General features: G+C 60.6%; 17 protein-coding genes. 6 read left to right on the forward strand and 11 right to left on the reverse strand.

Translation table 11 applies throughout. The annotated features are described in order from the left end of the window. Positions 1–99: 99 nt before the first annotated feature. A complete protein-coding gene (locus Pan216_RS11485) occupies positions 100–1,005 on the reverse strand; it encodes a PfkB family carbohydrate kinase (RefSeq protein WP_145258133.1) in 906 nt (301 codons plus the stop codon). Positions 1,006–1,262: 257 nt separating this feature from the next. Here Pan216_RS11485 and Pan216_RS11490 point away from each other — a divergent pair, with 257 nt between their 5' ends. Together Pan216_RS11490 and Pan216_RS11495 are read left to right on the forward strand one after the other, a co-directional pair. Next, entirely contained in the window at positions 1,263–3,317 is a 2,055-nt protein-coding gene (locus Pan216_RS11490; protein ID WP_145258134.1) for an ArnT family glycosyltransferase, read from the forward strand. Positions 3,318–3,321: 4 nt separating this feature from the next. Further along, a complete protein-coding gene (locus Pan216_RS11495) occupies positions 3,322–4,155 on the forward strand; it encodes a glycosyltransferase family protein (protein WP_145258135.1) in 834 nt (277 codons plus the stop codon). A 362-nt stretch (positions 4,156–4,517) separates the two neighbouring features. Here the strand turns inward: Pan216_RS11495 and Pan216_RS11500 are convergent, their stop codons facing one another. From Pan216_RS11500 to Pan216_RS11520, 5 genes are all read right to left on the reverse strand, one after another. After that, complete coding sequence (locus Pan216_RS11500; RefSeq protein ID WP_145263870.1) at positions 4,518–5,591, reverse strand: PD40 domain-containing protein; 1,074 nt, start codon at positions 5,589–5,591, stop codon at positions 4,518–4,520. 723 nt (positions 5,592–6,314) lie between these two features. Further along, the gene (locus tag Pan216_RS11505; RefSeq protein ID WP_145258136.1) at positions 6,315–6,506 is read right to left on the reverse strand and encodes a carbon storage regulator; all 192 of its coding nucleotides are present in this window, start codon (positions 6,504–6,506) and stop codon (positions 6,315–6,317) included. Positions 6,507–7,234: 728 nt separating this feature from the next. Further along, the gene (locus tag Pan216_RS11510; protein WP_145258137.1) at positions 7,235–7,954 is read right to left on the reverse strand and encodes a hypothetical protein; all 720 of its coding nucleotides are present in this window, start codon (positions 7,952–7,954) and stop codon (positions 7,235–7,237) included. 95 nt (positions 7,955–8,049) lie between these two features. Next, on the reverse strand, positions 8,050–8,553 hold the full coding sequence (locus tag Pan216_RS11515; protein ID WP_145258138.1) for a GNAT family N-acetyltransferase: 504 nt from the start codon (positions 8,551–8,553) through the stop codon (positions 8,050–8,052). 230 nt (positions 8,554–8,783) lie between these two features. Next, positions 8,784–10,379 (reverse strand): c-type cytochrome domain-containing protein, encoded by a 1,596-nt coding sequence (locus Pan216_RS11520; RefSeq protein WP_145258139.1) that lies wholly within the window; start codon positions 10,377–10,379, stop codon positions 8,784–8,786. Between the two features lie 354 nt (positions 10,380–10,733). Between Pan216_RS11520 and leuS the strand changes: the two genes are divergently transcribed. Both leuS and Pan216_RS11530 read left to right on the forward strand, forming a co-directional pair. Then, complete coding sequence (gene leuS / locus Pan216_RS11525; RefSeq protein WP_145258140.1) at positions 10,734–13,529, forward strand: leucine--tRNA ligase; 2,796 nt, start codon at positions 10,734–10,736, stop codon at positions 13,527–13,529. Between the two features lie 238 nt (positions 13,530–13,767). Then, positions 13,768–14,616, forward strand: coding sequence for a glycerophosphodiester phosphodiesterase (locus Pan216_RS11530; RefSeq protein WP_145258141.1), 849 nt, complete (start codon positions 13,768–13,770; stop codon positions 14,614–14,616). Between the two features lie 114 nt (positions 14,617–14,730). On the opposite strand, the gene Pan216_RS28265 is transcribed toward Pan216_RS11530, so the two are convergent. From Pan216_RS28265 to Pan216_RS11540, 4 genes are read right to left on the reverse strand one after another with little or no spacing between them, the layout of a single operon-like run. Continuing rightward, positions 14,731–15,069, reverse strand: a complete 339-nt coding sequence (locus tag Pan216_RS28265; protein WP_419193669.1) for an IS4 family transposase — start codon at positions 15,067–15,069, stop codon at positions 14,731–14,733. Continuing rightward, complete coding sequence (locus tag Pan216_RS11535; RefSeq protein WP_419193542.1) at positions 14,967–15,539, reverse strand: IS66 family transposase; 573 nt, start codon at positions 15,537–15,539, stop codon at positions 14,967–14,969. Before Pan216_RS11535 ends, Pan216_RS28265 begins: the two co-directional genes overlap by 103 nt. Next, positions 15,479–15,967, reverse strand: a complete 489-nt coding sequence (locus Pan216_RS28270) for a hypothetical protein (RefSeq protein ID WP_419193543.1) — start codon at positions 15,965–15,967, stop codon at positions 15,479–15,481. Before Pan216_RS28270 ends, Pan216_RS11535 begins: the two co-directional genes overlap by 61 nt. 41 nt (positions 15,968–16,008) lie before the next feature. After that, a complete protein-coding gene (locus tag Pan216_RS11540) occupies positions 16,009–16,413 on the reverse strand; it encodes a hypothetical protein (protein ID WP_145258143.1) in 405 nt (134 codons plus the stop codon). Positions 16,414–16,659: 246 nt separating this feature from the next. Between Pan216_RS11540 and Pan216_RS11545 the strand changes: the two genes are divergently transcribed. Next, complete coding sequence (locus Pan216_RS11545) at positions 16,660–17,802, forward strand: IS66 family transposase (RefSeq protein WP_145258144.1); 1,143 nt, start codon at positions 16,660–16,662, stop codon at positions 17,800–17,802. A 35-nt stretch (positions 17,803–17,837) separates the two neighbouring features. On the opposite strand, the gene Pan216_RS11550 is transcribed toward Pan216_RS11545, so the two are convergent. Continuing rightward, positions 17,838–19,082 (reverse strand): ISL3 family transposase, encoded by a 1,245-nt coding sequence (locus Pan216_RS11550; RefSeq protein ID WP_145257603.1) that lies wholly within the window; start codon positions 19,080–19,082, stop codon positions 17,838–17,840. A gap of 461 nt (positions 19,083–19,543) precedes the next feature. On the opposite strand from Pan216_RS11550, the gene Pan216_RS11555 reads away from it, so the two are divergent. Continuing rightward, positions 19,544–20,620, forward strand: a complete 1,077-nt coding sequence (locus Pan216_RS11555) for a DUF4240 domain-containing protein (protein ID WP_145258145.1) — start codon at positions 19,544–19,546, stop codon at positions 20,618–20,620. Positions 20,621–20,899: the final 279 nt, after the last annotated feature.

Here is a 20,899-nt window from a genome sequence, read left to right on the forward strand (position 1 = left end):
TGGCGGGTCGCTTGCCGCCAGCCGGTAACCGTTAGCGCCGGGCGCCTTCTGGGTGCCATGCTCATGCTTGCGTGGGCAAGCGAAGATGACCCGCTTGCGCTATGGCAGCAGAAGCATGTCGCGGAACGTCGCCAGTCGCTTGTCGATCTGGTCGCGGTCGGTGACGCGGATCTGGTTGAGGCTGTAGTCCTCGACCGTCAAGGACGCGACGATGGTGCCGTAAGCCATCGCCCGCTTGAGGGTTTCGCCGTCGAGTTTGTCCTGCGACGCGAGATACCCCATCAGGCCGCCGGCGAAGCTGTCGCCAGCTCCGGTCGGATCGACGACTTGGCCCGTCGGGAATGCCGGGAGGGTGACGGTGACGTCTTCGCCGAAGAACATCGCGCCGTGCTCGCCCTTTTTGACGATGACGAAGCTCGGTCCCATGTCGAGGATCTTCTTGCCCGCGGTGACGATGAGATCTTCCTCGGTCAGCATCAGCGCTTCGGAATCGTTGAGGACGAGGCCGTCGACCTCCTTGAGCAATTGCGTCAAGTCGTCGCGCGCCGTCTCGATCCAGAGGTCCATCGTGTCGGCAACGACGAGCTTCGGCTTGTTGACCTGATGGAGGACCTTGCGCTGCACCGTCGGGCTGCCGTTGGCGAGAAAGACGTAGGGGCTGTCGCGATAGGCGTCGGGAATGACGGGATCGAACTCGCCGAAGACGTTCAGTTGCACTTCGAGCGTGTCGCGGTTGTTCATGTTGCGGTGATAGCGGCCCTTCCAACGGAACGTCTTGCCCGACTCTTGCTTGACACCAGAGACGTCGATCTCGTCGCGCTCGTTGAGGATGCCCAGAAAGTCCTCGGGGAAGTCGTCGCCGACGACACCGACCACACGCACCGGCGCGAAGTAGCTCGCGGCGTAAGCGAAGTAGCACGCCGACCCGCCAAGGGCTTCGGACGCCTCGCCGCGCGGAGTCTGTACCGAGTCGATGGCGATCGATCCGACAACCATCAGTGTCATGTTGAATCCTTTCGTGCCGTCAGGGGCGAACTCGAACGATCCTCGAGTTGTCCCGTCTTGCCGCAATCCTGCGAATCTGTTCCGAGCGGCAACCACAAACGTCGCCGCTGCCCGAACGGTTCGCGAACCCATTTTCTTCACATCATTGAACGCATCCGCTTAACGTATGGTCTCTCCCGCGAGAGGCCAACCGACGCGATGAGGTTGTCTGGTGGCTTGAGGTGGTCTGGGCAGGCAACGATTCGTAAGAGTCTGCCGTGATCCGATTGACCGAAACGAACGAGACGGTACACTCCGTCGCGAACCTCGGCCACGCCCAGGCCGAAGGGGGGACCAGAAAGGCCATCGCGAGAGCGAGCATGGACGCGACGTCGCTCGAACATTCCGGTGCGGACCTCACCTCACTCACCGGTGAGGGGAACGAGGAGGGTGCGGGCACCCTTTGGCAGGGCGTTCGCTTTCCCCTGTGGGTGAGTGTCTCGATGCTCTTGGCCTTCGCCTCATTCGTCTTCGCGTGGCGAGTCGAGGAACGAGGCCTCTGGAGTTCGCACGAAGGCCGCGCGGCTCAGAACGCCCAACAAATGTTGCGCACCGGCCACTGGCTCATCCCGACACTCATCACCAACGACCCCGAAGTTCAAAAACCGCCCATGTACTACTGGGCGGTCGCCGCCTTTTCCTTGCTCGGCGGCGGAGAGGTCAGCGCCTGGACCGTCCGGCTTCCCTCCGTCCTCGCGGCCCTGACGGGGATTGGGATCGTCTTCCTCTTCGGTCGACGACTCTGGGACCTCGAGACCGGATTGCTTGCCGGCATCATTCTGACGACCACGACCCGCTACGCCTGGCTCGCGAGGGTGGGGCGGATCGACATGCTGCTGAGTCTGGTCGTCCTCCTGGCGCTCTTTGTCTTTTGGCGGGAGTTTCATCGCGACGAGCAAGAACGGACGACGAAACGTTGGCTGGGCTTTTACGCGCTACTCGCTCTCGGGGTGCTGATCAAAGGCCCGATCGCGGTCGTGCTGACGATGCTGCCGATCGCGACTTACCTGTGGGCGCGCGGCGAGCCGATTCTTCCAGTGGCCCAGCGGGGCGCGTGGGGAACCTGGCATCGCATGCGGCTATTGCCCGGACTCTTGGCGGTGGCGCTCATTGCCGGACCGTGGTTCGCCTATGCCTTCTGGGCGACCCAAGGAGCCTATTTTTGGGAATTTGTCGTTCATCACAACTTCGATCGGGCGCTTGGAACGAGTTCTAGCCTGAAATCGGGACCGGTTTGGTTCTACATCCCCCGGCTCTTGGTCGACTGTTTTCCCTGGTCGATCCTTCTCCCGGCGGCGGGTTTGACGCTTTGGAAGCATCGCCAACGCCTCGTCCAACGCGAGGATCCCTGGTCGCAGCAGTATCTCTTTCTGTTGAGCTGGGTTATCTCACAGTTCGTCCTGCTGACGCTTGTCAGCTTCAAACGCGCCGACTACCTGCTTCCGGTCTACCCGGCGGTCGCTCTCTTGCTCGCTGGCTGGATGCGCGATCGATTCGCGCGGTTTGAAGACCGCAATGCCACCCGGCCGCAGCGCAATCCTCGTCGTCGGGCTCGTTGGGTGCTCATTTCGGCCTTCGCGATGGCGACGCTCACCGCGCCGCTGCTGCTTTGGGCGACGATCGAGTTCCTCAAAAAGGGCGTGGTCGAATCGCTGATGGAGTTCAGCCTCGCCGAGCGCCACCTGAATCTCACCGACCGATTCATGATGGGGCACGTCGAACGACTGCTGCGCGAGAACTGGCCCCTCTTAGGCATCAGCGCCGTCGTCATTGTCGGCTGCGTGTGGCTCTTCCAAACGGGCTGGCACGAGCGGCGCAATCAACGCATGATTGCCGGGCTCGCGCTTCCGTGGCTGGTCTGTTTCCTATTCCAGATCCATCTGATCTTGCCGGCGATCGACCCGCTGCGGGAAATGTCGCGTTTTGCCGAAGTCATTCGAACACTGGCAACTCCCGAGCGTCCGATTTACTATTTCGGAAAGTTCGACCCCGATTTGGTATTCCATGCGGGGCCGCCCGCGCGTCTGGTTGGCGACTGGGAGGAATTGGTCAGTTTGGGCGAGGGCGACAAGCCCTGCTTCGTGGTGATGAAGGCGAGTCAGTTGCCCTGGGTCAAACGCGATCCGCGAACCCGGAACTGGGAGGTCGTCGCCGACAACCGGCACACCTCGTTCGGCGACCACCGCGATGCCCGCATTCTGCTGACCAACGTGCCTTTCGCCGTGGCCGATCATCCGCGTCGGGACGAGGAAACCTCAACCCGCTCGCTGTGAGTGCATGGATCTCGAAACACTCTTCCACCGAAACTCCCTCGCCGGATCGCCAATCAGCCTTCTGATTCGCCCGGGCGATGTCGCGCCCGTGTGGCAGTCGGCCGTCGACCTGCTCGAAGGTTGCGGCCTTTCCGGCGAAGTGATCGTCCTCAGCGATGAGCCGATCCCCAGCCGGCTTCCCGCGCGCTCGCGGGGGATTCGCATTCGCTGGATTCCTTGGGATTCCGACGCGTCCTCTCCCGATCTCGCCGCTCTTGGCGAGATGTGCCGTTGGCCCAGCATCATCATGACTGATGCCGCGGTGACGCTGAAGGAACGTGACCTGGCCGAACTAGTCGATCGACTCAACTTCTCCGACATTGTCGTGGGCATTCGCTCCCGCCGTGAACGCTGGCTCCTGCGGCCCTTCGCGTGGGGACTGCGGATGCTGCTGGGCGTGCCGGTGCGCGATCCGCTCTGTCCGATCCGAGGGTTTCGCAAGCGAGCGCTCGAAGGTGTGGTCATTCAGTCGGCTGGCGCGATGGTCGATGTGGAAGTCCTCGCGAAGTTGACCTTCCGCGAGTCGCTCTTTGACGAGTACCCGCTCCGCTCGTCGCCGAAGTCCCCTGGGCTCGTGGCGACGGTGCTTCGAAGTCTCGGCAGGGATCGGGCACTGTGGCTACGGCCGAAGTTCTGGAAGTTCGACCGGAGAAAGCCGGTCTTTCCCCCCGTCCTGGCCGATGTTGTTGCGACTGTTCCCTCGGAGAAGAGCGCCGAACCAGCGACGAACGGCAACCACCGCTGGAACCACCCGAGGCATCCTTGGGGACCGATCTTTCCCAAGCGGCGATTGGTTTAGTGGGACGTTCCCGATTTCCCCTCTCCCAGTGGAAGAGGGGCCAGGGGTGAGGGGACTCCTGGCCGACGAGCGACCCATGTCTCTTCGCTCGGCTGGGGTCGTGAGCAATTCAACGGGCCACTACAGTCCTGACCGAATCGTCCGTTTCATGAAGACTCGTTCCCCACTCGTGCGGGAATGTGCTGAATCGGAGGCAATTCCCGCATGCCCACGGCGAGCGTGGGTCTCTTGAGCATGCCCACGACGAGCGTGGGTCTCTTGAGCATGCCCACGGCGAGCGTGGGTCTCTTGAGCATGCCCACGGCGAGCGTGGAGCATGGCACCCAAGAGTCGTTTGGGCAATGAATGAACCATTCAACACCCTACGGCTTCGACTTGCTCTTCTTCGCGGTCTCGATCACCTTTTCGGGGGGCATGACCCAGTCGGCGATCCAAAGCTCGCTGTTGTAGTTGCCCGTCTTGTCCTTGCCGCGTTTGCTCGTCCACAGCAACTTCTTCCCATCGGGGCTGAAGACCGGTAGCACGTCCGCGCCCGGCATGTACGTGACCCGAGCCATCTCGCCGGTGTCGACGTTCATGAGGTACAGCTCGTAGTTGTAGTGGCCCTGCAAACTCGTCGAGAAGATGATGTGCTTGCCGTCGGGGTGCCAGTAGGGGCCCCAATTGACTGCGTCGTTGTCGGTGAGCTGCCGCTGATTCGATCCGTCGGCGTCCATCACGAAGAGCTGCAAGTAGTCCGGCTTGCCCGCCTCGCCGCGGTAGATGATCCGCTTGCCGTCGGGCGAGAAGAACGGTCCGCCGTCGTAGCCCGGGGAATCGGTCAGGCGCACGCGGTTGGAGCCGTCCGCGTCCATGACGTAGATGTCGCCGTTGCCGTGCTCGAAGGAGCAGAACGCGATCTTTTTGCCGTCGGGGGAGTAGGCACCCTCGGCGTCGTACCCGTTCGTCTTCGTCAGACGACGCAAGCCGGTCCCATCGGGGTTGGCCTCGAAGATGTCCATGTAGGGGTCGAACGACCACGAATACGACCGCCGTTGCGGCGGGTTCTTGCGAAGATCTTCGAGTCGTTTGATCTCGTCCGCGGTGACCTGGGTCCGGTTGGGATCGAGGTGGCTTGACGCGAAGAGGACTCTTCCGTTCGTGGGGTGGAAGTAGCTGCACGTCGTTCGCCCCTCGCCCGTCGAGATAAGCTGGTCGGCGTCGCTGCCCAGTTCGCGCATGTAGATCTGGTAGAACGGATGGTCTCCCCGGACCGACTGATAGATGATCTTCGACGAATCGGGCGAAAAGTAGCCCTCGCCGTTTTTCCCGTCGTCGGTGAGTTGCCGCGGATTGGCCAGGAACCGCTGTTCGAGCTTGGCGGCTTTCACGGGATCCATCATCGATGGCGGGCCAGGGGGGGCGGCGAGCACGGCCATCGTCAGCATTTCAAGCATCAAGGCGGGGACCTCCCAAGGGGGGATGATGTTTCCCTCACGCGGGGGAATCGTGAGGGGAACTCTTCCCCCTCACGCCGTCACGTCGACGATTTCCCTTCGCGCGGGGCGTACCTACTCCCCAAGGATATGCGGGCAGGGACCGTCGCGGCAACTGTCGCCTTGGGTTCCTGGACCCGGGACGGGATCTTCCCGGAATCCGAGCGAGGCGCGCATTTTCATCGTGAACGTCTTTCCAGGGGAATCCTGACACTGGGGCCGTTCCCATCGGGACGTCGACGACTTGGTCGAATTGTCGATCACACGATCAGCGAGTCGATGTGTATCGGTTCTGAACTGACTGGCTATTCACGGGTCACTTCGATTCAGAGAACGACGTGAGGGGTTGAATCGTCATGGCCGTGAGACAAGTTCACTCGAGTCCGCACCACGAGCCACGTTCAGGGACTCGCCTCGGCACCTGGGGCCGGGAGGGGGAACGCGATGAACTTGCCTTTCCTTCGCGGAGTCCCTCCGCCGGTCCTGAGACCGAGCGCCGGCGTCTCCGCAACCGCTCACGGAGCCGTCAGATGGCTCCATGAAGGGCGAGGATCACGAAGAAGGTCGCCAAGCTCGAGATGACGACAACCAACTTTCCCGTGACTTCTTCTTCTTTCTGAGCGTACATGGTCAAACTCCTTCTTGTCGTTGAAGATTCCATCTTCTCATGAGTGGGTCAGCGTTTCAGTTGACCGACGGCTCCATGCGCGAGGGGGACCAACGGTAGCGGTTGGCGATCTCCTCGCGGAGAATCTCGACCTCGCGAGGGGCTTCGATGCCGATCCGAACGCCACCGGTTTCCAGTCGCACCACTTGGACGGAGATGTTCTTACCGATGAGAATCCGTTCGCCTTCTTTGCGGGTGAGCACGAGCATGTTGAACTCCTTTTCGTTCCTGTTGCGTGTTGTTGTCACGCCCAACAACAGGAGCAACCACCGTGCCAAAGTCAGATTCCTCGCCAAAAGAGCCGTTTCTTGCGGTATCGGGGTGTTCACGAGTGCTCTTTGTCTTGACTTGAGGAAAACCCTGCATTCTCGGCGGAAAGATGTTCCAAAATTTGCGATCCAAAGACGTGCGATCGACGGTGTCATTCGCGAGTCAGCGTCGAGTCGTTGTACTTATCGTGTCGTCGATCGAGCCTTGAGTGGTGATTCGCGATGATCCAGTAAGACTTCACCAAATGCTCGTAGCGTCCACCGCTAGAGCTTCCGCAACCGTCAAAGTCACGCGACGATCCCCAGAGTTGTTCCTTCCTGCATTCGGTGCTCCCCCTTGTCCAAGGGGGAGATAGAGGGGGGCTGTTCTCGTCACCGGCATTCCCCGGTTGCTCCTTCCCGCGATGTCCGGGTAGCCCCGGTTGCTTCGCTACCGGGGCGGCGCAGCCGCTAGAGGTCACGGATGACGCGATCGTTCGATGAGCGATGGTGAATCCTGTTCGGGGTCTCTTGTACGCCGCGCGTACCCAGATTGACGAGCAATCTGGGCCACCCTTCCTCGGAGGAGAACGTCCGTTGCGACGAGGAAGGTGCGACGCACGCTCCAGCTTCAAGCTGGACCTTCGCCCGTTGGTTGCAGCTTAAGGACAATGCGGCACGTCAAACCCTCACAGCGCCACCTCTTCGTCCTGGGTCTTGATCGTCGTGTCGGCGGGGGCCCCGAGTTTCGGCAACTCCTTGCGGAGCATCGCGACCGCCTCGCTCCGCTTCTCGGACTCGAGGAAGATACTAACGCCGGTGATCTCGACGTCCGCGTCCTCGATCGCCAACCGCGGCGCACCGCCGGTGAGGGTTCCCAACCCCGTCGCTTGGAGTCTTGACTCGATCGGGACCAGGTACTTGTCGGCGCATTCCAACGGCTCGATCGCTTCGGGAAGATGAATCGCGATCGTCTTCTCCGTGAACTCGATCTCCGCATCGTGCGATTCAAAGGTGAAGTCGGCAGCCATGTCGCAACCATCGACTACCCAGGCCTCGAACCGGCAGTCCTCGTACGCCCCCATGCCGCAGAAGCACCCGACCAACTCCAGGATCGACTCGAGATCGAACTCGACATCAACCGAGGTGCCTTCGAGAAAAATCTCGTCATCCTCCTCGACGATCTCCGTCCCGTCCTCCGGGACCTCCTCGGCGATCCGAGCCTTGAGCGCCTGGGCCTTCTCGCGCGAGGGGCAGGTGAAGACGTATTTGATGGCGCTCTCCGAGTATTCCTCGACCCCCGCGTTCAGGAATCGATTGAACTCGGTGGGGGTCGATTGGACCTGGAAAAGGAAGTTTTCGAGCAACTCCCGGCTGATGTGCTCGTAAAGTTTGTGCACTTCGGACATCGCTTGCCTCCCCGACGAGTGACGGTATTGAATTCGGTGAATCATCGCGGCCGTGAACGCAGTATAGGAGGTGATGCCTGAAAGCGACGATGGCCTCAACCACTTGGGGAGGTGTGCTCCGCCGAGGCTGGGGTCAATGCGAGCTGTTTCTCCATCACGAAGTTCGTCAACGCGACCTCGCGGATGATCACTTCCTGCTGACGCAGGACGCGATAGCCCTTCGCCGCGAAGAAGGGGCGAGCGGTGATGCTGACGTCGACGAGGAGGCGCTGGAGGCCCGCGTCACGGGCGGCTTGTTCGAGGGCGGCGAGGATCTGGGAGCCGACGCCACGGCGCTGGTAGGTATTGCGGCAGTAGAAACAGTCGATGTACCCGTCCGGCTTGAGCTCTCCGAAGCCCGCGATCACGCCCTCGTCGTCGGCGACGAAGGTCGTCCGTGCCGACAGACGCTCCCGCCACCGATCCGCGGGAGGCAGGTGCGGCGACCAGGCGAGGCGTTGCTCTTCGGTGTAGTCGCTCGCGTTGACGGTGTGGATCGTCGTGTGGAAGATCTCGCAGATCTGCTCGACGTCCGCGTCCTCGACTAGGCGGATGATCATGACGACACGAACGATCCTTCGCTCACTTCGTGGACTTGCGGGATTCCATAGTCACACGAGCGTGACCCCAGGCACTGAGCGTTGTCGCTGGCTGACAAGCGGCTCGGGTGCGATGCCCACGTCTTCATGGGCATGTGGCGTGGGCTTGGTACTCGGCAATATGTTCACCCCGTCAGGATGCCCGCTAAATGCCCACGGACAGAGAAGCGAACGAATGCGTTCGCGCCGGCTCACTTCTTGTGCTGGCCGGCGGCCCATTGGACCCAGCCGCGAGCGAGTTGTTGCGGGTTGCCGAGATTCCGTTCCATGGCGCCGCCGCAGTCGCCGGAACGACAGAAGTCCTTGAGGAAGGCGACGGTCTTCTTGGGCTCGTTGTCCATCGCGTATTGGATGAAGCTCGTCGCCATTGGAGCGGCCTCGACCCACGGCAATTTCTTCCCGAAGACGTCCAGCAATGATCGCTGCTGCCACGCGAGTTCGTTGGCTTTCCGCATCTCATCGCGGAGTCCGAGTGAGCTGGGATCGAACTGTCGGGCCATGTAGCGGGAGAAGCCGTAAACCGCCCAATCGTCGATCTTTCCGGTTGGCTGCCAGCGGAGAAACGCCGACGTCACGTGCTCGGTCACCGATCCATCGAGCCCGACGCCCGTCTCCTCGGCCGGGTAGGTCGCGACGTACTGGTGCTTGGGCTCGTTGCGTGCATGCCCGGTGATGTTGTCGGCGGGATCGAACTCGTCGACCTGGCGGCTGAAGGAGAGATACCCGGCGCGACTCGTCAGCACGTTGACGCCGAGACGGCCCTTCCACACCGGCTTGTCCTTCGGCATGCCGAACATCTGCACCAGTTTCTCGATGACCGCATCGGTCAGGACGCCGACATACTCGGCGTCACCTGGGCTCAGTGGTGTCTGGATGATGGCGTTGGTGCTGACGTACTTGTTGACATCCTCATCGCCAAAGACAATGCGGACCTGGCGATCGGATTCGGCCTCGTGGAGCGTTTCGAGTTCCTTTTGAGGCAACTTGGCGTAATACTGCTTCCGCTGCGTGTCGAAGTCGACCATGTAGGTCGCGATCTCGGCGCGTTCGCGTCCCTTGGGGCCGTCGTATTTCGCGCCTTGCTCGACCCACTTGGTCCAGATCTCAAGCCAGCGATCGGGGAAGTCGACGTTGCCGCGCGGCATCCGAGGCTCCTCTTTCCCGGTGACGAGATCGAGAAGGTGGCTGTCGCCCGGTTTGCCGGGGGTGATGTACTGGCGGAACGAGGCGAAGTTGGTGGCGTCGAAGTCGCCCGATTGGCGTCTGGCGTTGTGGCAGCGGCCGCAAGCCCCCATCACGATCGGCGCGACATCCTTCTTGAAGCTGACGTTGTTGAGATCGACCGGGATGTCGTCGTACTGGCCTTCACCCGCCATCATTCCCATGCCTTTGCGGCCCATCGACATGATTCGTTCGGCGGCTTCCTTGCGGGCCATCTCTTTGGCGGCTCGTTCCGCCGAGATCTTTAGCGCGTTGGTCAGCAAGCCGTCGACGTTCTCGTTGAGTTCGACGATCATCGGGTCATCACGCTCAACGTCGGCGTCCCAGGTGAACTCCTCGATGCGATTTTTGAGCTCGGTCACGCTTGAGCGGATGTGATCGGGCTCGTAGCGGGTCGCCCGGCGGTTGATCGTGTCGATGTGATCCCGAATCTCCTTGAGTTCCTGCTGGAGAATGGGATGCAGTTCCTCGGCCGACGCCGGTCCGGTCAGTCCCCAGAGTACCGCTCCGGCCGCCAACAGGGGCAGGGCCGAACTCGTCCATCCTCGGGTCGGGATCTTCCGCATGATGTCCTCTGGTTTCGCAAGTAGGCGCACAATCACCCTGTACGGTCTTAGACGTCCCTGGCGGGCAAAAAGTTCCCGGCCGCCGCGGGGCCGATCGAGGACCTTTTTTGCCAAAAGACGTCCAGAATCGCCGATTCCCTATCCTATCTAGCCTGAAGTCGACGAGAAAGGGCGATTTCTCGCGCCAAAGCCCCCTCGACGCGACGCCCCGGTTTGCCGGGCCGCGAGTGGTTCCCTATCCAATCGAATTGGGAATCGTTCCCCGAACAACGACGCAAACAACGGTGTCCAAAGGACCATGGGGCGAAACGTCGACGCTCCGACCTCCGATGGAATGGAACCGCGGGTTGACCCATGCCGACCTATTTTCCGAAACGAATCGAGCCGAAATGGCAACAATACTGGCTCGAAAACAAGACTTTTCGCGCCGTTGATGGCGATTCCCGACCGAAATATTACATTCTCGACATGTTTCCCTACCCGAGTGGCGACGGGTTGCACGTCGGCCACCCCGAGGGATACACCGCCACCGACATCCTCGCCCGCTATCGCCGGATGAAGGGCTTTAACGTCCTGCACCCAATGGGCTGGGACGCGTTTGGCTTGCCCGCCGAGCAGTACGCGGTCGAAACCGGCACCCATCCGCGGATCACCACCGAACGGAATATCAACACCTTCCGCCGCCAAATCCAGTCGCTCGGCTTCAGCTACGACTGGGATCGGGAGGTCAATACCACCGATCCGGGCTACGTCCATTGGACGCAGTGGATCTTCTTGAACCTCTACAACACCTGGTACGACGAAGCCGCCGATCGGGGTCGGCCGATCGACGAACTCCCGATTCCCGGCGACGTCACCAAAGCCGGCGAGCGCGCCATCGCCGACTATCGGAACGAGCACCGCTTAGCGTACATCGCCCACGCGCCGGTCAACTGGTGCGCCGCCCTCGGCACGGTGCTCGCCAACGAAGAGGTCATCAACGGTGTTAGCGAACGAGGTGGCCATCCGGTGACCCGTTTGCCGATGCGGCAGTGGATGCTCCGAATCACCACCTACGCGGAACGCTTGATCAACGACCTCGTGCCGCTCGACTGGCCCGAGGCGATCAAGGAGATGCAACGCAACTGGATCGGCCGTAGCGAGGGAGCCGAGGTCGACTTCCTTCTCGCGGAGGCCGACGGGGCGGAGCAGTGGTTCGCCGATCGCGGCAAGTCCGGCTTTCCCAAGCAGGCCGAAGAGATGGTGGTCCGCGTCTACACGACGCGCCCGGATACCCTCTTCGGCGCGACCTACATGGTCCTCGCTCCCGAGCACCCGCTCGTCGACCGCATCACCACCGCCGAGCAGAAAGAGGCGGTCGCGACGTACCGCGAGGAAGCCGCCGCGAAGAGCGATCTCGACCGAACCGACTTGGCCAAGGACAAGACCGGCGTTTTCACTGGCGCCTACGCCATCAACCCCGTCGACAAGCGGAAGATTCCCGTCTGGATCGCCGACTACGTCCTCATGGGATACGGCACCGGCGCGATCATGGCCGTTCCCGCCCACGACGAGCGCGACCACGAATTCGCCACCGCGTTCGGCTTGGAGATCATCCCGGTCGTCGAACCACCCAAGGACGCGAAGGTCAAGGAGGGTGTTTGTTTCGCCGGCGAAGGGACCGCCATCAACTCCGGCTTGATCGACGGCTTGCCCACCAAGAAGGCCAAGTCGAGGATCAGCGACTGGCTCGGCGAGCAGGGCGTCGGTCGCAAGGCGGTCAACTACAAGCTCCGCGATTGGCTCTTCAGTCGTCAGCGCTACTGGGGCGAACCCTTTCCCGTCTTGCTCGATGACGAGGGAAACCACTATCCCGTCGAGAGCGACGACTTGCCGGTGCCGTTGCCGGAACTCGAGGACTTCAAGCCGACCGGCACTCCCGAGCCCCCACTTTCCAAGGCCAAGGATTGGCTCACCGTCGAGCGGGACGGCAAGAACTATCGCCGCGAAACCAACACGATGCCGCAGTGGGCCGGCTCTTGTTGGTACTACCTTCGCTACATCGACCCGACGAACTCCGGGGCGGGTTGGGACAAGGAGAAAGAGAACTACTGGATGCCGGTCGACCTCTACGTCGGCGGCGCCGAGCACGCGGTCTTGCACTTGCTCTATGCCCGTTTCTGGCACAAGGTTCTCTTCGACCTCGGCTACGTCCACACGCCCGAACCCTTCCAGCAACTCGTCAACCAAGGCATGATCCTCGGCGAGATGGAATTCGTCGGCTACCGCTCCCCGGAGGGATGGGTCAGTCTCGAGCGGACCGACGGGAAGGGGTTTCTCAAGGGGGCGAAGACGGCGCTCGAGGCCGTTTCCCTCTCGAACGACCAAGTGAAGAAGGAGGGGAGCGACTTCGTCCTCGCCGAGGACCCGACAATCAAGGTCGACGCCCGCTCCTACAAGATGTCGAAGAGTCGCGGCAACGTGATCAATCCCGACCACGTCGTCGACGAGTACGGTGCCGACGCGCTTCGTCTCTACGAGATGTTCATGGGGCCCCTCGAAGCGACCAAGCCGTGGTCGATGAAGGGGGTCGAAGGCGTCTGGCGTTTCCTCAACCGCGTCTGGCGCGTCATCGTCGATGATCGCTCCGAGGAAATGGCCCTCTTGCCCGCTGTCGTCGATGCCGAGCCATCGCGCGACGAGTTGCGGGTACTTCATCAGACAATTCGTGGGGTCGGCGACGATATTGACGCGATGCGTTTCAACACCGCGATCAGCAAGTTGATGGAGTTCGTCAACTTCCTCAACCCGCTCGAGAAACGACCCAAGGCGTTGCTCGAACCGCTCGTCTTGATGCTCAGCCCCTTCGCGCCGCACATGGCGGAAGAACTCTGGGAGGCGCTCGGCCACGAAGAGACATTGGCCTACGTTCCCTGGCCGGCCTTCGACGAGAAGCTTTGCCAGGAGGACGAGATCGAGGTCGTGCTCCAGATCAACAACAAGGTCCGCTCGCGGATGAAGGCCGCCGCCGACGCCGACGACGCGGCCCTCATCGCCGCCGCCCGCGAAGACGAGAAGATCGTCGAGATGACCTCCGGCAAGCAGGTGATCAAGGAACTCGTCGTCGCCAGCCGCAAGGGCAAGCTCGTCAACTTCGTCGTCAAGGACTAACGCGTCGATGGCATGATTGTTCTGGGTGCCATGCCCATGCATTCAAGCGTGGGCATGCATTGGAAAGACTTCCGAACGCTCAAGGTGTTCGGTCCAATTGCTCCCCCTTGTCCAAGGTGTTCGGTCCGATTGCTCCCCCTTGTCCAAGGGGGAGATAGAGGGGGGCTCCGTTCGCGGATTCAACGTCCAACAAATGGTGGTACGATTCGGCTGATCACGGCACTCGGAGTCACGTCCGTTGAATGCTTCATTTCTCATTCTCTTCGTTTTCCTCTTCTTCGGCGCCTTCGCCATCGCCGACGACTCCTTGCCCCGACCCCAAACGCCCGCTCGTCGGCTGTTGCACTCGAAACGCCCCCTCCTGATCGCCCATCGGGGTAATAGCAGCCGAGCACCGGAGAACACCCTCCCCGCGTTCCGATCGGCGCTGGAGGTCGGCGTCGACATGGTCGAGCTCGACTATCACCACTCGGCCGACGGCGTTCCCTTTTGCTTTCACGACAAGGACCTCAAGCGGACCACCAACGCGAAGGACATCCTCGGCCAGGGAGATCTCGAGATCGCCGAGACCTCCACAAGGAACCTCCTGCGGCTCGACGGCGGCCGTTGGTACTCCTCCGATTTTGCCGGGACCGCGGTGCCGACGCTTGCCGAATCGCTCGACACGATCCAGCCAGGCGCGATGACGCTCATCGAACGCAAGGCGGGCGATGCGGCCACTCTCGTCGATCTGCTGCGACAGAAGAAGCTCACCGGCGACGTGATCGTGCAAGCGTTTGACTGGGACTACCTCGCCGATGTCCGTCGACTGTCACCGGAGACGGTGGTGGTCTGTCTCGGGAAAGAGGCCATTGACGAGCGGACGTTCGCGCTGGTCGCCGCGACCGGTGCCGAAGGGATCGGTTGGCGCGCCCGCGACCTAACCGCATCGGCCATTGACGCCGCTCATGCCAAAGGTCTTCGGGTCTTCGCGTGGACGGTCGACGATCCGGCCGAGGCGACGCGACTCTTGGACGCCGGACTCGATGGGTTGATCACCAACCGTCCCGCGGAGCTCCGTGAATTGGTCGCGAAGGATCGGGAGTGATCGTTGCTGCTCGTTCGATTGGGCATGGCACCCAAGAGAGGGTGTATCCACGCGATCGGTCGGAACAGTGGGTAGCCGCGAGGCGGCCGCGTAGAGCCTGGCACGTGAGTGCTGTCATTTATACACATCTTTTGGTTGAGCCTTCTCGAAGGCTTGCCAGGCGATCGCGAAGTCAAGCATGCGGCGTAGGCCCCTCCAGATGGTTTCCGGTCCTGGAGGGGGTTCGCTGGGGCGGTTGTTATAGCCGCCCAGTTCCGCGATCAGTTTCATGAATTCACTCAGTCGTGGGGGACGTTTAGGTGGGGTTGTCTTCTTCACGATCCGCCACGTCGGTTCCCATTCCGTAACTGTTAACCCGCTTCGCTGATCGGAAGGGGGAGCGGTTGGTTTGGCACGTGGGAGGTGACGGCGTCGAGGGCGTAGCGGAAGTAGTTCAGGCCATTCTTCTGGCAGGTGCGGACGATCGTCTTGGCCACGGCGAAGGCGTCGGCGCTCCACGCGGCGCGGTTGACGCCACCGTCGGAGCGCGCGGCGGCGACACTGCGGATGTCGCGTTTGGCCAAGTTGTTCTCGGCGGGAACGGCGGGATCGTCGAGGAAGGTCAGCAGTTCCTCCTTGTGGCGGCGCAGCCGATCGTAGATCCGTTGGCAGTCGGGGTCGCTCGAGGAACGCCACCAACGTGCATCGAACCGTTCGCGGATCTGATCGGATTCGGACGCGAATTCATCGGGCGATAACTCCTCGCGTCGGCGTGCCAGGGTGATGGCATCTTGGAAGAGGTCGATCAGCGGCTGAATGTTCTTGGCGACCAGCCGGGCGGGGAGTTCCTCGCGAAGCTTCGCCAAGTCTCGCAGAAGATGAGTCAGGCAGCGTTGTTTTGTCGCCTCGAGCCTGTGGTAGGCGGCGTAGAAGTCGGTGACCAAGACTCCCGGCAGCGACGAGTCTCGGGCTTTGGTTCGGGGATGTCGGTCACGAACCGTTCGTCGCACTCGCCAGTCGCTTCGAGTTCGCCGCCGCAAAGAGGGCACGAGTCGAGTTCGACTTCGTGAACGATGGCGTTCTCGGTGTCGGGAGGATCGGGACGGGTCGTTCCGCCATGACGGCGAAACTCCTTGCGGCGCCGGTCCGGCTTGTTTTGGGGTCGTTTGGGAGTATTCGCTTTGGGACGATACCGCTTGCCCCGACGCGCCAGCTCGGCCTCGAGTTCCCGATTGCGCTCGGTCAGCTCGCGGTTGCGTTCGGTCAGTTCACAGTTGTGCTCGGTCAGTTCACGGTTGCGAGTCATCCACTCGGCAACGAGCTTTTCCAGCGTTTCGATTCGTCGGCGCAGTTCCTCGCGGTCGTCCATCATGCCCAAAGATTGACACGCGTCCCCAAACGGGCCAATCCGGCTCAACAGTTACCTTCCGGTGGCTTACCGGGGTTGTAATAGCGATAGAGTTTCTCAAGCCCCTTCGCGTACCGTTCATCGAGCTTACCGTCAACGATAAAGTGCTGGTGCGTCGGGTAATCGGCCTCCGTCTCCACTATTCGATCTAGCCCATACTCATAGAGATTCACTACTCTCTTCTTAAGGTTTTCCGCGTAGATGGGGCCAAGTTTTTTAGATACCTCTTCATCTACCGTCGAAGCATCGACTGTCCAAGCGACGCACGGAATGAATCGAGCAACTTCACAAGGCGCAATCAGATGAAACTCTATGGCCTCGATCATCTCATCAAGGTCGTCTACGTCTCTCCATGCAGCCGTCTCGATGGTATTCAGCGCAAATCTCTTTCGTCCTTTTCGATCGCGCACGCTTTAAACTCCTATTCGCCATCAATGAACTTGAAGAGTCCTTGCTCTTCAAGCCAGGCCAGCATATCGCCTTCCACTTGTTGAGCGGAATTGTGGTATTGACCACCACTCTGACCCATAGGGCTTGTCCTGAAGAGTTCTTGTATCCTCCATCCCGTGATTGAACCGGATACCTCATCTCCCGTAACCGTTCACACCCTGTGAGTTGGTCTTTTCACGAAAGGGAGTTCGTGAGAGAATTCGCTCATGACAGGGAAGTCGAAGATACCTCCTGAACTCGCGGCCCAGATGACGCCGGAGGTGCGTGCCTTCGTCGAGTCGTTGCTGCTGCGAATCGCGGAATTGGAAGAGGCACTTGGCCCTCCCAAGAACCCGCGGAACTCGTCGCTGCCTCCCGGCTGTCAGCACCCTCATGCCAAGACACCACGCAAGGCGCCGCGATCGAAGCGCAAACGCGGTGGCCAACCAGGTCATAAGAAACACGAACGTTCTTTGGTTCCCACCGAGGAATGCCAGGAAGTCGTGACTCTGCTGCCGAAGACCTGCCGGCGTTGCGACACACCGCTGACGGGAGAGGACGCCGATCCGTTGCGGCATCAAGTGTGGGAACTCCCCGAGATCAAGCCGATGATCACGGAATACCGTCGTCATCGACTCGCTTGTCCTTGCTGCGGCGAGACGCCGACCAAACAAGCGGGTCAGAAGGCTTGGTTGTGGACCTTCGTGGCCAGCACCTTCACCCTCTTCACGATGCGTGGCTCGCGGGCGGCTACCGTGCTGAACGAACTGCTTGGCGAGAACTTCTCGGGCGTCGTGATGTGTGACCGAGCCAAGATGTACTGGCAGCTTGGCCGCCTGCAGTGTTGTTGCGCTCATCTCAAGCGTGACTTCCAAGCCTTGATCGACAGCAGCGACCACCAAGTCAAACGCCTGGGTCATGACCTGATGCGACCGACGAAAAGACTCTTTCGCGAATGGGCACGCTGCCGAGACGGAACCATCACACGCCGAACACTCAAACGTCGTCTGGCTCCCGTTCGTCGCGAGATCGAACACTTGCTGCTGCGCGGTCTCTTTAGCGGCAACCCGAAACTGATCGGCATGTGTCGGGAACTCTACGACCATCGCGAATGGCTCTGGACCTTTCTCGATCAAGATGGCGTCGACCCGACCAATAACCTCAGCGAACGTTCGCTACGTCACGCCGTGATCTGGAGGAAGCTCTCGTTCGGTACTCAGAGCAACGCCGGAAGTCGCTTCGTCGAAACCACACTGACCGTCATCGAAACCTGCCGACAACAATCCCGCGACCTCTTCACCTACCTCACCGACGCCGTCGACGCTCATTTCCGATCGCAACCCTGCCCATCCCTTATCACCAATCCGTGAACGGTTACGGGAGCGATTACTATTCAGCCTCGTCTTCAGAATTTGTGGGTCGATGGTGGCTCGGGGAGGTTGCCGAGATTGTGATAGAGAGCGTATTTGAGGGTGCTGGGGTCGCGAAAGCCGTAGGATCGGCGGGTCGTCAATTTGACCTTCAGATTCATTCCCTCGACGGCGCCCGCGGAAATCTCTCCTTTTGCCTCGAACCAATTGAAGATCTGCTCGGCGTGACGCTCGAGGGTTCGTGCCAGGTTGCGCATCGGTTCGATCCGTGTGCTCAAGGCCCGGTCGAGCCACTCCTGGAAGAAGGATCCGATCCGCCAGGGAGCCTTGTAGTCCCAAAGCCGCTGGAAATCTTCCTTCATCAGGTAGCACTTGACCGTCCTGAGGTTGTGCGTCAACAACTCGTTGAGACGAAGGACCTCCTTGCGTTTGAGGTTGCCGCGACGCTTGAGCAGCAGCCAACGCGTCCGCTTGAGCACCTCGAAGCCCTTGCGTTTGAGTTCGCGTGCCTCCTGGGCCCGCACCTTGTCGATCGCCTTGTTGAACAACTGCATGATGTGGAAGCGGTCGAGGATGTGCAGGGCCCCATTGGCCTCGCGAGCGATGACCGACAGGTAGGCTTTCCACATGTCGCTGCAGATGTACTTCAGCCGCTCGGTTCGCCGCCTGCCGAAGAAGCGAAAGAAACGACCGAGCGTCTCCTTGGTCCGGTCTTGCCCGACCCAAAGCAGACGACGCGATCCGCGGTCGATCTGATAGACCAGGGTGAAGTACTGATGGCCCTTGCGGTAGGCGACCTCGTCGATGCCGATCGCCTCGATCCCTTCCAGCTCGCGATGGCGGATTCCCCAGCAAACCGCCATTTTCACCGCACGAAAGACGGTGTGCCAACTCGTGCCGAAGATCGCGGCGGTCTCACGCCAACTCAAGCGTTTGGCCCAACGGGCCAGGAACCATTGGAAACTCGTGGTCGTTCGCTCCTTGCCCGACGCCCAGGGAAGGCGTTCCACCTTCACCCCGCAAACAGGGCATGCGACCCGCCGTGCCGCGTAGACGAACCAGACCGCCAGGCCCCACAGCGGCACATGCTGGAAACGGCGCTCCGGCAAGTGGTCGTACGTGCCGCCACGATTCCCGCAACCCGAACAGATCGGCCGGCTGCGACGCCGTGGGCGAACCCGAACCAGCAGTCCCTCTTTCGACGAATCGGCCCAAGCCGCCGATTCGTAGACGAAACTCCCGTGACGCTCCAAGGCGTTGAGGATAACCTGAAGTCGCATCCCGTCTCTCGCGGCTGGCGTTTGAAGAAGTCCTCGCAAACTCCATCATGCGCCACTCGAGAGCGGGATGCTCTTTTACTCCCTCCTGCCGACTTCTCTCCTTTCCGCTTGACCAGTGGAACATCCTCCCCGCCAACGGCCAAGGAGGAGTCTTTGCCGGGCGACCGAAGCCGAGCCACGATGGCGAGGATGCAGGGCGAGCGAAGCGAGAAGACCAGGCAAAGCAGCAGCCGGACGCGGCCCTTGGCATACGGCGGTAACCTCCACTACCAAGCGGAACGGAGAAGACACTCACCACCCACAGATTTGGCAATAGAGCCACAAAGAATATCCGGAACCCGGCCAAACACAATCCGTATATTTGCCCGTGATCTCGAAGGCTCTCTTATCGTCCAGACGCTTGCTCCTCGGTGAGCTAAGAACTAAAGTAGCACCAAGATCGCCATGCCTGGAGCGTGAAGATGTCTGCATTTGATAGAGATAGCACGGCAGCCATGAATCACCTGGTACAAGAACGGACAAGGAACGGCGAGACACTGGGCAAAGACTTCACATTGTCTGATGCGCTACACTTGGCAATCCAGCGCACTTTTGAGAAATATTTGGTAGAATCACGTTTCGTACAGCTCTCTGACGGCTTGCGTGAAATTGACGATATTGACAAAAACCAGCAAAACGGTGTGAACCTCAGGCAATCTCAAAGGATTGAGAGGCTTGCGAGAGTCCTCAGGGCGAATGGCGAGCTTTTACTCCTTCGGAGGTTCTGGTTTGGCCTTGCTAAGGATCGGGTCCGACAGTTCTTCGAATCGCTTCCGACCAAGCATGAACTCCAGCAGATGTCAAGCGAGGAGCGGCTATTGCACGAACGGTATGCGGAGTTCTACAAATACGGTGCTGAGACTGCCATCCATGAGTACCTGGTACTCGTGGATAGCGACCCTGAATCGACTGAAAGGCTTAGAGGAGAATCGCTCCTTGAGAGTGTTCGCAGGAAACGGAAGCCGAAAAGTCGCTTTCCAGCTGACCGACGAAAGATGTCTGAAGAGGTGTTCTGGGACGTTATATCGACGTGTCGTGAACAAGCCGAAGAGGACGAGGACTATCCGGGGCTACTCGAGGAGAAGCTTGAGTCGTTCGGCAAGCGAAGCATCGTATCTTTCCAGAACATCCTGAGCGAGCGGATGAGCAAACTCTATCGCCAAGACCTTTGGGCGATCGCGTCCATCATTAGCGGTGGCTTTTGCTCAGACGATGGATTCGAGTATTTTCGAGCATGGATCATCTCTCAGGGATCCGAAGCCTATCAGCGTTGGCTCGACGCACCGGAAAAGGCGGCCGAGACAATTGAACCCAGCGAAAATGTCGAGTGCGAGCTACTGCTCTACGCAGCTCCGGAGGCCTACAGCAGCAAGGGTGGCGGGGACATCGACGAACATCTCCGAGAGGTGCCTTTAGATCTTGTCGGCGAACCGTGGCAGGAAGAGGACTTGCCGAAGCTCTATCCGCAACTTTGGAAGCGTTTCGTCAAGAAGAAGTAACTCCGAAGACCCGGTTAGTCAACGGGCCAAACATTCTGTCCTAGATCGACGTCCAATCGACAGCATGGCTGCATCTCCGAGTTCCCTCCGTTAGCGCAAAGCCTATGCACTCGGAATGCTCGTGGCGAACGAACGCGGACCGATCGTTTCGCGTCGATCGACCAGACGTCGGCCGTGGGCAACACGCTCTTCGAGTACGACGATGTCGGCCGGCTGACCGACCTCACTCACCGAGACAACCTCGACCAACTCTTGCTCGACTACGACTACACCTTCGAT

The organism is Kolteria novifilia, assembly GCA_007748055.1.
Lineage (GTDB): Bacteria > Planctomycetota > Planctomycetia > Kolteriales > Kolteriaceae > Kolteria > Kolteria novifilia.